Genomic DNA, 15,371 nt, shown 5'->3' with positions numbered 1-15,371 from the left:
AAAAACATTCGTAAATTTAATTAGGTGGGATATAACTATCGTCATATCCACGGTTATCCTGATCAAAGAAACTGCTGTAGGACTTGTTGAATATCAGTTTTACCGTTCCTGTCGGACCATTCCTGTGCTTGGCCAGTATAATCTCGATTTCATCCTGTTCCCTCTGGGCACCCTCTGCATCATCCTCGCCGTCACCCCGGACATAGTAGTCTTCCCGGTAGAGGAAGGCAACGATATCCGCATCCTGCTCGATCGAGCCGGATTCACGCAGGTCACTCATCATCGGACGCTTGTCCTGGCGTGTTTCCACACTTCTCGAGAGCTGGCTGAGTGCAATGACCGGACATTCCATCTCACGGGCCAAAGCTTTCAGCATACGGGAGATTTCGGAGACTTCCTGCTGACGGTTGTCACTTCTTTTATTGCTCGACCCCTGGATCAGCTGGAGATAGTCGATGATGACCATGTCCATGCCATGCTCCTGCTTCAGACGCATGCATTTGGAACGGATGTCACTCACCCGGATGCCAGGTGAGTCATCTATGAATATCTTGGATTCCGCCAGGCTGCCGATCGCCGTGGTGAAATTATCCCAGTCATCATGGTTGAGATTCCCCTGACGTAGTTTAGTTGCATCAATCATGCCCTGGCTTGAAATCATACGCGACACAAGCTGGTCGGCTCCCATCTCAAGAGAGAAGATGGCGACAGTATACTTTTCGCGGGATGTACCGACATGCCCTGCAATATTGAGGGCAAATGCCGTCTTACCCATGGAAGGGCGGGCAGCCAATATGATCAGATCGTTCCGGTTGAACCCGGACGTCATGAAGTCAAGATCACGATAGCCTGTTGGAATACCCGTTGTACTATCTGTCTGGCCGGCACGTGCCTCGACCTGTTCATATACTTCGTGGACGACGGACTTCATGGATTTGAAGCCTTCATTCCTGCGGCTCTCGGAAATGGACATGATCCTCGACTCGGCTTCAGTGAGGAGATCTTCGACATCCATCTCTTCCGAGAAGCCTTCATTCGCAATTTCTTCCGCTGTCTTGATCAGCGTCCGTTTCAGCGCATATTTCGCCACGATATCCACATAGAAGGCGACATTCCGGCTCGTCGGCACAACATTGGACAGTTCTGCAAGATATCTCGGACCACCGACGGAGTTCAGTACTTCCATGCTTTTCAGCTGGTCGATCAGTGTGACAACATCAATACTCTGATGATTTTCACTTAGAAAACCCATTGCACGATAGACGTGCTGATGCTCTGAACGATAGAAATCTTCCGGCTCCAGCGTTTCCGCTGTGGAAATGAAAATTTCGGGATTGATCAGTATGGCACCAAGGACAGACTGCTCCGCTTCCATGTTATGCGGCATCTGCTGATGTATATCCAAAATCAATCCCTCCCTGATCTACTATTGCTCAATAACATGCACCTTGATTTCTGCAGATACTTCCGGATGCAGTTTGACACTCATCTTGTGGTAGCCGAGACTCTTGAGCGGCTGGGACATGTCGAGCTTCCTTTTGTCGAGCTTGATGCCATGCTGCTTCTCATACGCTTCAACGACCTGTTTGGAACTGATGGAACCGAATAGACGACCATCGTCACCGGACTTCGTCTTTATTTCGACTTCCTTCTGTTCAAGTTCTTCTTTCATCGATTTGGCATCTTCCAATGCCTGCTCTGCCTTTGCTTCCTCAGCATTCTGCTCTTCTTCGAGTCTTTTCAGATTGGCTGGCGTTGCTTCTTCAGCCAGACCTTTCTTGAGCAGGAAATTCTGTGCATAACCTGTAGCGACTTCTTTCACTTCGCCTTTTTTGCCTTTATTTTTAACGTCATTCAGAAAAATTACTTTCATTCCTCTTCACTCCTGTTATCAAGTATTTCTTCAATTGCTTCATTCAGATCATCATAGAGCTCATCCATCGATTTGCCGCTCACCCGTGTTGCTGCATTGGACAGGTGACCACCGCCTCCAAGGGCCTCCATTACGAGCTGTACGTTCATTTCTCCAAACGACCGGGCTGAAATGCCGATCGACTCGTCTTCACGTGCTGCCATGACGAACGAAGCCTGTACACCCTCGATCTGCAGCAGCTGATCGGCTGCCTGGGCCACTGTTACAGGGTGGTATGTCATCATGGAGTCCGCTTTGACGATGGCGATGCCGTTATCCTTGATTTCGGCTGATTTGATCAGATCACTTCGTGCGATATACGTATCAATATCATCCTTCAGGAAGGTCTGGGCAAGCACCGGATCGGCACCGCTGCTTCTCAGGAAGCTGGCTGCATCGAATGTTCTTGATCCGGTACGCAGCGTATAGTTTCTTGTATCCACGATGATGCCTGTCAGCATGATGGTCGCTTCCAGACGGGAAAGCTTCTGTTCCTTGTTCTGATATTCGAGCAGTTCTGCAACAAGTTCACTTGCACTGGAGGCATACGGCTCCATATAGACAAGGAGAGGATTTGAAATGAAGTCATCGGCACGTCTATGGTGGTCGATGATGACCTTGCGGGCTGCCTTGTTGAGGATCACTTCGTCGAGCACCATGTTCGGACGGTGCGTATCCACGACAACAACGGTTGTTTTCGGATTCATCTTCTCCCACGCATCCTCGGATGTAATGAACATCTTCATCAGATCTTCCCGGGCTTTAAGCTCCTTCATCATCCGCTGAAGTGTTTCATCGATGTCTTCCTCGTTCAGTACAATGTTCGCTTCAATGCCGTTCATGGAAGCAATCTTGGCAACACCGATTGCTGATCCGAGAGCATCCATATCCGGATTTTTGTGGCCCATGATGAGCACATTGTCGCCTTCAAGCAGAATATCTCTCAGTGCGTGGGAAATGACACGTGCTTTGACACGCGTTCGTTTTTCCATTGGATCCGTCTTGCCGCCATAAAATCTGGCGTTGCCGTTTACTGCCTTGATGGCCACCTGGTCGCCACCGCGCCCGAGTGCCAGATCGAGACTCGACTGGGCCAGTTCACCGACCTCTATATAGTCATCCGAACCTTCACCGACTCCGACACTCAGCGTAATCTGGGCACCGAGCTCCTGGGAGCGGTCGCGCACTTCATCCAGCAGATTGAACCGTGTCGATTCGATATCTTTCAGACTGCTGGAATTGAGCAGGATGATGAAACGGTCCTGGGAGAATCGTCGGATATAGATATGGTGCCGGTTCGCCCATTCGTTGATGGTATTTGTAATGCTGTTGTTGAGCTCGCTTTTCAAAGCCTCGCTCATGTTCTGGGTCACTTCATCATAGTTGTCGAGAAACAGGATGCCGATGACAGGCTGTTTATTTTCAAGCTCGGTTTCACGGTTGCGCTGGCTTGTAATATCGATCAGGTGGAGTGCCTGATGCTTTTCATCCCAATAGATCTTGAAGTATTTGTCATTATAGGTCGATTCCGTCCTATGGATGTTATTAGCTTTCAGCGTTGTCATGATATTCGGGAACAGCCGGTTGATCGGCGTGTTCAGTTTATCCTTTGAAATTTCCTTGCACATATAATCGTTCATCCACTCGATCTCATCGTCGTCATTCAGTATGATGAGCCCCATGGGCAGTTCATCGATGGCGTACTGCTTACTGCCGGCAATATCGACCACCATCTGCCGGAAACGGTTCTCATTGATGACAAAGGAACGGTAGAGGTACAAGAATAGAAGTGTCAGGAGAATGGTACTTACGATCAGAAAGAGCAGGCCGGTTCTGAAATGGTTCGTCAATACAAATATATTCATTACCAGAATATGAAACGCTGCAATTGCAAAAGGTATGAAGACCATTTTTCTGTCCAGCACGTTATACATTCCCATCACTTCCTTTTCAACTGTAGTAGAGTCCTTATCCTGAAGATCATTTCGAATACACCAATCAATAGCGTGAGCGGTCTTAGAATGATCAATGGAATCAGCAGCAGTACGGAAAGCACCACATTAATCTTCTTCTCCATGAAGAAGAAATAGCTGAAGCTGAGACCATGAATGTAGAGTATCCATTCCACGACAATCAGCAGGTTGCCGACTGTAGACTGGGCCGTCGTTCCTTCAGTTGTAAAAAATGATACTATAAATAGTGTCAAAAATAAATAAAGGATAAATCGTGGGAAAGCCCAATCTTTGAATGAACGGTAATTCCACATTTTTACAGACGAGGAACTGAATAGCACACGCTGCATTAATACAGTATAGAGTGCAAGCATGAACGCAATCACTGTAATATACGCAGGGAGATTGATGAAGATCTGGTCCATCGAAGCACGTATAAGATCGGTATCCAGATCAGAGGCAAGGGTGCCGTACATCTCCAGCTGCTCCATATACCAGCTGCGGATACCCAAGTAGGCATCGGATATCGGCTGGATGACTCCGAATCCCTGGAGCAGATTCAATATGCCGATGAATGAAAGCATCAGCGTGGCAGTCACATAGAACAGTGCCAGCTCCTGGGATATTTCCTTTTTCAATGTGTGGTGAACCACTGTCGCCACTATATATAATACCACAAACCAGGCCCAGGCATCCGGCGAGAGAAGCAGTGCAGCAGGTATGAGAAAGCTGGCAAATGTCAGCCAGAAATGATAGTTTGACTGATGCTTCAGGTTGACCAGAAAATAAACGGCAAACGGCAGCAGGACTGCGCCGAAAAGCAGACTGATGTCGGTAAGTGTGATGAACACGAATACAACAAGCAGCACCAGCATCAGCTGAAGCATCGATACTCTTTTATCCAATTTTTCACTCCTCCAACCATAAAATAAAGCTCCTAAACGAATAGGAGCATCCAATATTACTATTATAACGCTTCAAGCTTTTCCTGACCACTCATATAAGGTCTCAGAACTTCCGGGATTGTCACTGAACCATCCGCATTCTGATAGTTTTCGAGCAGGGCGGCCATCGTCCTGCCGACCGCAAGTCCACTGCCGTTCAATGTATGCAGCAGTTCCGGTCTGGCATCCTGCTCACGCTTGAACTTGATGTTCGCCCGGCGGGCCTGGAAATCGGTCATGTTCGAGATTGAACTGATCTCCTTGTAGTCTTCATAGCTCGGCAGCCATACTTCAACGTCGTATGTCTTGGAAGACCCGAAACCGATATCTCCGGTGCAGAGCAGCACGGTACGATGAGGAATCTCAAGCAGGTTCAGTATATTTTCCGCGTGCGTCGTCATCTCTTCGAGCGCATCCCAGGAATCTTCCGGACGCTCGACCCGGACCATCTCGACCTTGTTGAACTGGTGGAGGCGGATGAGGCCGCGTGTATCCCTGCCGGCAGAACCGGCTTCACTTCTGAAGCATGCCGTCTGGGCAGTGAATTTCACCGGCAGCTGCTCATTGGATAGTGTTTCATCCTTATGGAAGTTCGTCAGAGTAACTTCAGATGTCGGAATGGTATACATCTCCATGCCGTCGATTTTGAAAAGATCCTCTTCGAATTTCGGCAGCTGGCCTGTCGAGTACATCGCTTCCGCCCGGACAATCTGCGGCGTCATCATTTCCCTGTAGCCGTTTCTGCCATGGACTTCAAGCATGAAGTTCATCAGCGCACGCTCAAGACGTGCACCATCGCCGGTATGATACACAAACCGTGCACCGGAAACTTTGGCACCACGTTCAAAATCGGCAAGTTCGAGGTCCTCAAGAATATCCCAGTGGGCTTTCGGCTTGAAGTCGAACTGGCGGGGTTCACCTGTTCTGCGAATTTCAACATTCTCAGAATCATCCGCACCTTCGGGAGTATCGTCATGGATCAGGTTCGGCACACGGCTCATCCTGTCCTCGAAATCGGCTCTGATCGTGTTCAGCTGTGAATCGATGCTTTTTATCTCTTCACCGACTTCTCGCATTGACGCGATGGCATCATCCGCATTTTCCTTATTACGCTTCTTCTGAGCAATCTCTTCGGATACTTTGTTGCGTCGACCTTTCAGTTCCTCGGTTTTCTGAATCAGCTGTCTACGGGATTCATCCAGCTCGAGAATCTCGTCTATGATTGCAGGATCCGTACCACGTTTCTGCGTCTTTGCCTTCACCTGTTCAACATCGTTGCGAATCACCTTGATATCCAGCATAAGTCTACCTCCATCTTTATAAAAAATAAAAGATACCACGTCCCCCGGAAAGGGACGTGGTATACGCGTTGCCACCCTAATTTGATGCACCTAGCATCATCTCATTCAAATAACGGTACGGGGTACCGGCCACTCTTATATAGAAGGATGGAAATTCGTATTCCACTGTGGTCATTTTCACCATCCATGACCTCTCTAAAAACAGGGGAAGACTACTGTTTCCTTCAAGTGACTCATATTCAACTTAGCCCCATTCTATAATGAAAGCCTCTAAAATGCAAGGCTACCTGATCGGTTCAAGACCCGGCTGCTGATATACGACCTGACCTTGGGCAATGACAGTATACGCATGATTGACACCGTAGTGGTAGGGGATGTATTCATGATTCGGCGCATCCCAGATGACGAGGTCTGCCTGATCACCCACTTCAAGCGTTCCTTTATCCGCATCGATGGCATGGGCTGCATTGACAGTTACAGCATTCCATATTTCATTCGGTGTCATTTTCAGCTTGAGACTCGCAATCGCCATGATCATCTGCAGATTGTCCGTGACACAGCTGCCCGGATTATAATCGGTCGCGAGACTGACTGCGCCACCGTTCTCGATCATGCCGCGGGCATCCGCGAACTGGTCTTTGCCGAGATAGAATGTCGTGCCCGGAAGCAGTACGGCAACAGTATCTGTGTCAGGCAGCATCTTTTTGCCTGCTTCGCTTGCGGCAACCAGATGATCGGCACTGATGGCATTCTGCTCGATGGCAAGCTCGAGTCCGCCGAGCGGATCGATTTCATCAGCATGAATCTTCACACGCATGCCGCGGGCATTCGCCGCTTCCATATATTTTCTGGACTGCTCGATTGTAAATACACCCGTCTCACAGAAGATATCGGCAAAATCAGCATAGTCTTTGGCTTCATCCAGCAGACTGATCATCTCATTCAGAAATGCATCTCCATCTGCGCCTTTCGGGATGGCATGCGGACCGAGGAACGTATGTCGCATCGTAACTGGAAATTTCTCGGATATTTCCCGGGAAACTTTGAGCTGTTTCAATTCATTTTCACGATCGAGACCATAGCCGCTCTTGCTTTCGACTGTAAGCACACCGTGCTGGATCATGCGTGTGATGCTTTTGGATGCCTTGTCCATGAGTTGCTGATGGGTTGCCTTTCTCGTCTGTTCCACAGTATTCAGTATGCCGCCGCCTTGTTCCAGTATGGTGAGATAGTCCACACCCTGGCGCTTCAGTGACATCTCATGCTCCCTTGAGCCGCCATGGACGACATGGGTATGCGGATCGACGAGGGCAGGAGAGGCAATCATGCCGCGAGCGTCCATTTCTTCCGAGGCTTCGTATTCATCCGTCTCCGGACCCCGATAGACGACCTGCCCATCCTTGATGACGATCATCGCGCCCTCGATGATCTCCAGTTCATCCATTTCCTTGCCTTTAAGCGGTCTGTCGCTCTTCTTAGGCAGAATAAGTGCATCTATATTTCTGATGATGATATCGTTCATTATTGATCCTCCTTGAGCATTGGAATATTGACGCTGCGTTCTTTAGCCGTGTCGATCGCAATTTCATATCCTGCATCGGCATGTCTTGCCACGCCCATCCCAGGGTCACTTGTCAGTACGCGTTCAATACGACGCGCTGCGTTCTCAGTCCCATCCGCAACCACGACCATGCCGGCGTGAAGCGAGTAGCCCATGCCGACGCCTCCACCATGGTGTACACTGATCCAGGAACCACCGGCAGCAGTATTGACCAGGGCATTCAGAATCGCCCAGTCGCCGACAGCATCACTACCATCCTTCATGCTTTCCGTCTCGCGGTTCGGACTGGCAACGGAGCCACTATCAAGATGGTCGCGTCCGATGACGACCGGCGCGGATATTTCACCACTTGCGACCATTTCATTCAGAGCCATGCCCATCTTTGCCCGCTCACCATAGCCGAGCCATGCGATTCTTGCAGGCAGTCCCTGGAAGGCAATCTTCTCCTGGGCCATATCAAGCCATCTCAGAAGCTTTTCATTTTCAGGGAACAGTTCACGCATCTTTCTGTCCGCCGCTTCGATGTCCTTTGGCTCTCCACTCAATGCAACGAAACGGAATGGTCCCTTTCCTTCACAGAAGAGGGGACGGATATAGGCGGGTACAAACCCTGGGAAGTCGAAGGCATTGTCCACGCCCTCATCTTTTGCCACCTGACGGATGTTGTTGCCATAGTCGAAGACGACTGAACCGTTTTTCTGGAACTCGAGCATCGCTAGCACGTGGCCGGCCATGGATTCGGAGGACAGTCTGACATATTCCTTCGGATCTTTTTCCCTTAAAGCATCCGCGTCTTCAAGACTGTACCCGATAGGGACATAGCCATTCAAAGGATCGTGTGCAGACGTCTGGTCGGTCACGATATCAATCTTGAAGCCGCGCTTCAGAATTTCATGATGGATTTCAGCCGCATTGCCGAGTAATCCGATGGAGAGTGCTTCCCCTTTATTTTTAGCTGCTTCCGCCATTTCGAGTGCTTCATCCAGCGAATCGGTCTGCGTATCCAGATAACGTGTATCAATACGCTTCTGGATCCTTGTCGGGTCGACTTCGACACAGATGGCGACCCCATCATTCATCGTTACTGCAAGTGGCTGGGCACCGCCCATGCCACCGAGACCTGCAGTCAGAGTGATGGTGCCTTTAAGGCTGCCATCATAGTTCTGGTTCGCCAGTTCTGCGAATGTTTCATATGTGCCCTGGACAATGCCTTGGGAACCGATGTAGATCCAGCTGCCCGCCGTCATCTGACCGTACATCATGAGGCCCTTTTTATCCAGCTCGTTGAAATGATCCCAGTTCGCCCATTTCGGTACGAGCACGGAGTTCGACATGAGTACGCGCGGCGCTTCCTCATGTGTTCTGAAAACCGCGACCGGCTTGCCGGACTGGATCAGCATTGTTTCATCCTTCTCCAGATTACGCAGCGTATTCTCGATCGCTTCGAAAGATTCCCAGTTGCGTGCCGCCTTGCCGATACCCCCATAGACCACCAGGTCCTCAGGGCGCTCCGCCACTTCAGGATCCAGATTGTTATGGAGCATCCTCAATGCCGCTTCCTGCTCCCATCCCTTGCATTCGATTTCCAATCCTTTTTTTGCAGTGATTTTTCTAGACATATCTATCTCTCCTTAGAATATTAATAGTGTGAATGGTATGACGATCAACAGTGAAAGTATTACTCTGATCAGCCAGATCACGACCATTTTCCATACTTTCATATTTATTTCAGTCGCAAGAATGCATGGTACAAGTGCTGAGAAGAAGATGATGCATGAAACAGAGATGACAGCTGTAATGAACCGTGTCTCCAATGCTGCATCAACCACAAGCAGTGAAGGGAGAAACATCTCTATGATTGAGATGGTCGCTGCCTCGGCCAGCAGGGGTGCATCCTGTACAGGGAAAATATAGAGTACAGGGTAGAAAATGAAAGATATCCAGTAGATGATATCGGTGAACTCCACGATGATGAGCCCAAGCAGCCCGATGGATAGGATGGTCGGCACAACAGTCATCGTCATTCTGAATGCATCCTTCAGGTTGGTGATGATATTTTTCATAAGCGGATCACTTTCATAGGACTGCTGCTTTGCCTTGTACCAGGCGTATTTCAGACGTCCGCCTTCGAAGTTTTCCTGCTTTGCATTATTCTGGCCATCATAGTAATGGTCCTTTTCCGTTCTGAGTGGTGGAATCCTGACAGAAATCGCTGTAACCAGAAAAGTGATGACGAGCGTTGTCCAGAAGAACAGATTCCAATGGTCCATCAGATCCAACGTCCGCCCGATGACAATCATGAATGTCGCTGAAACCGTCGAGAATCCTGTCGCAATGATCATTGCTTCCTTTCTGCTATACATGCCATCCTTGTAGACCCGGTTGGTAATCAGGAGACCGACGGAATAGCTCCCGACGAACGAAGCCACCGCATCCACTGCGGATCGTCCTGGTGTCTTGAAAAGAGGACGCATGACCGGTTCCATGATGACACCGATAAAAACAAGCAGGCCGTATCCCACAAGCAGGCCAAGTACGGCGCCTCCCACCGGGATCAGAATGCTCAGATTGACTGCCAGAGAGTTGAAAAGAAACGGACCGATATCTTCCCTCAGTATGAAGGCAGGTCCGATTCCGAATACGACCAGCACCCCAACGACAACACCCAGAATTTTGAATATGGTGATGACGATATCAGTGAAGCTTCTGTTCCATTCCTTTGCAAAGAATGGATAGATTGCGCCTAGTACGATGACCAGCAAAGTGTAGTATTTGATGGCATCGCCAAATGTATTTCTTACTAAAGTAACAAAGTGATCCAGCAGTATGGAGCTGCTTTCAAACAACGTCACCGGTATGAAAAACATGATGACACCGATGGCGCTGTATAGAAAAAAGCGCCACATTCCTTTTCCTTTCTGTGCCTGCATCTGCTTTTCTGTTATCATATCTCCACCCCCATGGAATTTATGAATACTTATCTCACCTCTTCTGAAGCAGTTCCCACCCCTTTGATCTGTTTAAGTTCGTCCGATAGGATCTTGATGTCTTTACTGAAATTGCGGTCCTGGCTGATGAATGCGACGTGACCGCGGTAGATGTCGAACTTGTCTCGCGTCCGCGGTGATAGTTTGTCTTCCCCTTTGATCTCAACTGCTGTCAGTGCGATGAACAGTTCGATTGCCAGTACGTTTCTGACGTTGTCGATGATATCGCGAGCATGTCTTGCACCAATGGTGCCCATCGAAACATGGTCCTCCTGATTGGCTGAAGACGGAATGGAATCGACGCTTGCCGGATGGGCGAGTGTCTTGTTTTCCGAAACAAGGCTGGCTGCGGCATACTGTAGAATCATCGCCCCGGACTGCAGGCCTTCCTGTGGACTCAGAAATGCTGGCAAGTCACCATTCAAGGCCGGATTGACAAGACGTTCGATGCGACGTTCTGATATGTTGGCGACTTCACTGACTCCGATTTTGAGCAGGTCCATGGCGATCGCTATCGGCTGGCCGTGGAAGTTTCCGCCTGAAATGACTTCTTCCTCACCGAATATCAGCGGGTTGTCGTTGGCGGCATTCATTTCGATTTCGATCTTTTCCTTCACATAGGCGAGCGTCTGCAGCGAAGCGCCGTGCACTTGTGGAATACATCTGAGTGAGTAGGCATCCTGCACCCTGATTTCGCCCTGACGTGTCGTCAACTCGGAGCCTTCCAGCATGTATCTCATCCTCTCTGCGACTTCAACCTGTTCCTTATAGCCGCGTGACAGATGTACTTTCTCGTTGAATGCATCTGTGATGCCATTCAGTGCCTGGTGGGTAAGTGCGGAGATCCAGATGCTGTCGTCCATGATCTTTTCCGCTTCGATGTAGTTGATCAATCCCTGTGCAGTCATCGGCTGGGTACCGTTGATCAGTGCGAGCCCTTCCTTTGCCTGCAGTGTGAGCGGGCGGATGCCGAGCCGGTCCAGTACTTCGCTGGAAGGGGACAAGCGACCTTCATGGAAGACTTCTCCTTCTCCTATCAGTGCGATGGCGAGATGGGCGAGTGGGGCAAGGTCTCCGGATGCACCGAGTGATCCCTGCTCCGGCACTTTCGGGATGATGCGCTGGTTGATGAATGTCTTGAGCTGGTCGACCAGGTCTACTGTTACACCAGAGTGACCTTTCAGCAGGGTATTGAGTCTCAATACCATCATGGCCAGCACCGTCTTCTCTGCGAATGGTCTGCCGACACCACACGAGTGGGAGCGGATCAGGTTGACCTGCAGTTCTGTCGTCTTGTCACCTGAAATTCTTACATCGCTGAACAGTCCGAACCCTGTAGTGATGCCGTAGATGGTGCTTCCATTTTCAATGATACGTTCAACGGTCTTTCTGGATTGCCTTACATTCGCGTAGGCTGCCTCTGAAATTTCGATGGTGCTTCTGTCATCGTTCAGAAAAGCCTTCATCTTTTCAATGGTCAGTTCCTGTCCGTTCAATGTTAAAACTGTCATGTTTACGCCTCCTTTTTGCATTAAAAAAAGACACATTCATCCCTTTGGGATGTAAAGTGTCTCTAATGGCTGATGTCTATGACATGTGTATTCAATTGTGAGCTAGATATGGTTGATGCCAAGGCCGAGTGTTTCATGCTCCTTGCCTTTGATGGGGGCACCGATGGTACCGTAGAAGCATACTGCAATCCATTCCCCTTCAGCGGTCTCCGGGTACGGTCGTCCTCTGACGACTGAAAATGTCAGTCCGACAGTACGCATCACTTCCCCGACGCTCAATTTTCCGCGTGTCACACCTTCTGCCGCTTCGATGATGGCATGATAGAGTGCGTGGGTTTCACGGTAGATATCTCCATTGATCAGCTGGTTGCGTTTTGACGCCGTCTCAACTGAAGAGATGACCTTCTTCAGGTCCATCGACCCGACTTTTCCTGTCACCACTTTGAAAGACTTGTATTCAGGCATGAGCCCGAGTGCCGTGTCGGCATCTGTCAAAGCGACCAGTGTAGCATATTTGCCGAATGCCTGCTGCTGATTCGAATCCATGGGCATCCCTCTCCGAAATCCATCTATGATTATTTCTCTGATTGACTAATGACTATTTTTATTATAGCGCTTTCACCATGTAAGTGCAATTGCATTCATAATCAAAAAAACCGGTCCATGATATGTCATGGACCGGAGAGACTCAGAAAATGCATTCTATTCTTCTTCAGCTTCCTCAGATTCCATATCTGCATCGGAATCCTCTATGTCCGCTTCAATGACTTCCTTCACTTTCGCAACTGTCGCGACCTGCTGATCGTCACTCATCTTGATCAGTCTGACACCCTGGGTATTACGGCCGGTGGAGGAGACTTCCTCCATGACCAGGCGGATGATGACGCCATGGTTTGTCACGATCATCAGATCTTCATCGCCATCGATGGCAGCAATATAGACAAGCGCACCGATACGCTCTGTCAGATTGGCGGTTTTCACACCCATGCCGCCCCGATTCGTAATACGGTAGTCCGCTTCAGGTGTGCATTTTCCATAACCATTGTCGGTGACAACAAGAATGGACTGGCCTTCAGTCAGAACATCAAGTCCGATGACATAGTCGCCTTCGCGCAGCTTGATTCCTTTCACACCTGCTGCAGTACGGCCCATCGTCCGTATCTGTGTTTCCTCGAAACGGATCAGATTGGCATCTCTTGTGCCGAGGATGACTTCCTTGGAACCATCCGTCAGACGCACTGCCAGCAATTCATCATCGCCACGGAATGAAATGGCGATCTTGCCGTTCTTATTGATGCGTTCAAAGTCGCTCAGAGGAGAGCGCTTGACGAGACCGTTCCTCGTTGCGAATACAAGGAATTTATCCTCAGTATCCTCATCCTTCACACTGATCATCGTACCGATGACTTCGTCCTTGTCGATTTCAAGCATATTGACGACTGGAATACCCTTGGACTGGCGGGAAAATTCGGGAATTTCATAGCCTTTCAGACGGTATACCCGTCCTTTATTCGTAAAGAACATGATGTAGTCATGTGTACTCATCGTCACAATCTGGCTGACGAAGTCATCTTCGACCGTATTCATTCCCTGCACGCCGCGTCCGCCACGATGCTGGGCACGGTAGGTGGAGGATGGCAGGCGTTTGATGTAGTTGTTGTGGCTCAACGTGACAACAATCTGCTCCTCGGGAATGAGATCTTCATCTTCGATGTCGGACAGGCTGCCGAGTGTAATTTCGGTTCTGCGTGCATCGCCAAATTTCTCTTTGATCTCAGTCAGTTCATCACGGATGATCTGAAGCAGTTTTTCATCATCTGCCAGAATCTCCTTGAGATACTGGATGGTCTTCAGTATTTCGTTGTACTCGTCTTCGATCTTACCTCTTTCAAGACCTGTCAGACGTCTGAGACGCATATCCAGGATGGCCTGTGCCTGGCGCTCGGACAGATTGAATTGTTCCATCAGGCCGGTTCTCGCCGCCTCATCATTCTGGGAACCACGGATGAGCGCGATGATCTCATCAATGTTATCAAGAGCGATCTTCAATCCTTCAAGGATATGCGCACGGTCTTCCGCGCGTTTCAGATCGAATTTCGTACGTCTTGTAACGATGACCTTCTGGTGCTCGAGATAGTGTGCCAGTACTTCTTTCAGACCGAGTATTTTGGGCTGTCCTTTGACAAGTGCCAGCATGTTGATTCCAAAAGAGGTCTGGAGAGGTGTCTGCTTGTAGAGATTGTTGAGAATGACATTGGCATTCTTATCCTTGCGGATCTCTATGATGATTTTCACACCTGCTGTGAGACTTGTTTCATCGCGCAGATCGGTGATGCCTTCAATCTTCTTGTCACGTGCAAGTTCTGCAATCTTTTCGACCAGTCTTGCCTTGTTTACCTGATACGGAATTTCGGAGACGACAATGCGCTCCTTGCCGTTGCTCATCATCTCGATTTCACAGCGTGAACGCATCATGACCGAACCGCGTCCTGTTTCATACGCTTTTCTGATGCCACCCTTACCGACAATCAGGCCGGCAGTCGGAAAATCAGGACCTTTCACATGCTCCATAAGTTCAGATAGGGTGATTTCCCCATCTTCCGAATAGGCGAGGACGGCATCGATCACTTCTATAAGATTGTGCGGTGGAATATTCGTGGCCATGCCCACTGCGATTCCGCTCGTACCATTGACGAGGAGATTCGGAAACCTTGAAGGCAGTACGACCGGTTCGCGCTCATTTCCGTCGTAGTTGTCCTGGAAATCGATGGTATCCTTGTTGATGTCCCGCATCATTTCCATGGAGATCTTACTCATTCTTGCTTCGGTATAACGCATTGCAGCAGCACTGTCGCCATCCATGGAACCAAAATTCCCCTGGCCGTCGATCAGCGGATTACGATAGCTGAAATCCTGTGCCATACGGACCATGGCATCATAGATGGAGGAGTCGCCGTGCGGGTGGTATTTACCCATGACGTCTCCGACAATTCTGGCAGACTTCTTATATGGCTTGTCGGAAGTCATGCCATTATCGTGCATGCCATACAGTATTCTGCGGTGTACCGGCTTCATACCATCCCTGACATCCGGCAGTGCCCTTGAGACGATGACACTCATCGCATAGTCAAGGAAGGATGTCCGCATCTCTTTGCTTATATTTACTTCTTTCAACCTATCCGTTCTATCACTCATTCAATTAC

11 protein-coding genes are annotated in these 15,371 nt (G+C 49.3%); all 11 read right to left on the bottom strand.

All coding sequences use genetic code 11. From position 1 onward, the window contains the following. Positions 1-16: 16 nt before the first annotated feature. The 11 genes from dnaB to gyrA all read right to left on the bottom strand — a co-directional run bounded on the left by dnaB (position 17) and on the right by gyrA (position 15,363). Positions 17-1,387 carry a replicative DNA helicase gene (gene dnaB / locus GQ671_RS10080; protein WP_170288699.1) on the bottom strand — a complete coding sequence of 457 codons (1,371 nt, stop codon included), beginning with the start codon at positions 1,385-1,387 and terminating at the stop codon, positions 17-19. A gap of 39 nt (positions 1,388-1,426) precedes the next feature. Next, positions 1,427-1,873 (bottom strand): 50S ribosomal protein L9, encoded by a 447-nt coding sequence (gene rplI / locus GQ671_RS10075; RefSeq protein WP_160656533.1) that lies wholly within the window; start codon positions 1,871-1,873, stop codon positions 1,427-1,429. Beyond that, positions 1,870-3,846 (bottom strand): DHH family phosphoesterase, encoded by a 1,977-nt coding sequence (locus tag GQ671_RS10070; RefSeq protein ID WP_160656530.1) that lies wholly within the window; start codon positions 3,844-3,846, stop codon positions 1,870-1,872. The genes rplI and GQ671_RS10070 overlap by 4 nt, the downstream gene beginning before the upstream one ends. Positions 3,847-3,851: 5 nt before the next feature. Further along, complete coding sequence (locus GQ671_RS10065; RefSeq protein ID WP_246153239.1) at positions 3,852-4,769, bottom strand: DUF2232 domain-containing protein; 918 nt, start codon at positions 4,767-4,769, stop codon at positions 3,852-3,854. A 62-nt stretch (positions 4,770-4,831) separates the two neighbouring features. Beyond that, a complete protein-coding gene (gene serS, locus GQ671_RS10060; protein WP_160656527.1) occupies positions 4,832-6,109 on the bottom strand; it encodes a serine--tRNA ligase in 1,278 nt (425 codons plus the stop codon). Between the two features lie 283 nt (positions 6,110-6,392). Beyond that, positions 6,393-7,631: an imidazolonepropionase gene (gene hutI, locus GQ671_RS10055; RefSeq protein ID WP_160656524.1), complete on the bottom strand. Its 1,239-nt coding sequence runs from the start codon at positions 7,629-7,631 to the stop codon at positions 6,393-6,395. Beyond that, positions 7,631-9,289, bottom strand: a complete 1,659-nt coding sequence (gene hutU / locus GQ671_RS10050) for a urocanate hydratase (protein ID WP_160656522.1) — start codon at positions 9,287-9,289, stop codon at positions 7,631-7,633. Before hutU ends, hutI begins: the two co-directional genes overlap by 1 nt. Positions 9,290-9,301: 12 nt before the next feature. Next, positions 9,302-10,618: a YjiH family protein gene (locus GQ671_RS10045; protein ID WP_160656519.1), complete on the bottom strand. Its 1,317-nt coding sequence runs from the start codon at positions 10,616-10,618 to the stop codon at positions 9,302-9,304. Between the two features lie 29 nt (positions 10,619-10,647). Further along, positions 10,648-12,168 (bottom strand): histidine ammonia-lyase, encoded by a 1,521-nt coding sequence (hutH, locus tag GQ671_RS10040; RefSeq protein WP_160656517.1) that lies wholly within the window; start codon positions 12,166-12,168, stop codon positions 10,648-10,650. Between the two features lie 102 nt (positions 12,169-12,270). Further along, positions 12,271-12,714: a hut operon transcriptional regulator HutP gene (gene hutP, locus GQ671_RS10035; protein WP_160656514.1), complete on the bottom strand. Its 444-nt coding sequence runs from the start codon at positions 12,712-12,714 to the stop codon at positions 12,271-12,273. A 156-nt stretch (positions 12,715-12,870) separates the two neighbouring features. Further along, complete coding sequence (gene gyrA / locus GQ671_RS10030; protein ID WP_160656511.1) at positions 12,871-15,363, bottom strand: DNA gyrase subunit A; 2,493 nt, start codon at positions 15,361-15,363, stop codon at positions 12,871-12,873. Positions 15,364-15,371: the final 8 nt, after the last annotated feature.

It is taken from the genome of Salinicoccus hispanicus, from assembly GCF_009831115.1.
Classification (GTDB): Bacteria; Bacillota; Bacilli; order Staphylococcales; family Salinicoccaceae; genus Salinicoccus; species Salinicoccus hispanicus.
Note: the sequence above shows the minus strand (reverse complement) of the source record. Positions and strands in the feature narration are given on the sequence as shown.

What these genes read in the sequence shown, in the direction of transcription:
- dnaB (WP_170288699.1), bottom strand. Translation starts at nt 1,387, where the DNA reads ATGCCGCATAACATGGAAGCGGAGCAGTCTGTCCTTGGTGCCATACTG.
- rplI (WP_160656533.1), bottom strand. Translation starts at nt 1,873, where the DNA reads ATGAAAGTAATTTTTCTGAATGACGTTAAAAATAAAGGCAAAAAAGGC.
- GQ671_RS10070 (WP_160656530.1), bottom strand. Translation starts at nt 3,846, where the DNA reads ATGTATAACGTGCTGGACAGAAAAATGGTCTTCATACCTTTTGCAATT.
- serS (WP_160656527.1), bottom strand. Translation starts at nt 6,109, where the DNA reads ATGCTGGATATCAAGGTGATTCGCAACGATGTTGAACAGGTGAAGGCA.
- hutI (WP_160656524.1), bottom strand. Translation starts at nt 7,631, where the DNA reads ATGAACGATATCATCATCAGAAATATAGATGCACTTATTCTGCCTAAG.
- hutU (WP_160656522.1), bottom strand. Translation starts at nt 9,289, where the DNA reads ATGTCTAGAAAAATCACTGCAAAAAAAGGATTGGAAATCGAATGCAAG.
- GQ671_RS10045 (WP_160656519.1), bottom strand. Translation starts at nt 10,618, where the DNA reads ATGATAACAGAAAAGCAGATGCAGGCACAGAAAGGAAAAGGAATGTGG.
- hutH (WP_160656517.1), bottom strand. Translation starts at nt 12,168, where the DNA reads ATGACAGTTTTAACATTGAACGGACAGGAACTGACCATTGAAAAGATG.
- hutP (WP_160656514.1), bottom strand. Translation starts at nt 12,714, where the DNA reads ATGGATTCGAATCAGCAGCAGGCATTCGGCAAATATGCTACACTGGTC.
- gyrA (WP_160656511.1), bottom strand. Translation starts at nt 15,363, where the DNA reads ATGAGTGATAGAACGGATAGGTTGAAAGAAGTAAATATAAGCAAAGAG.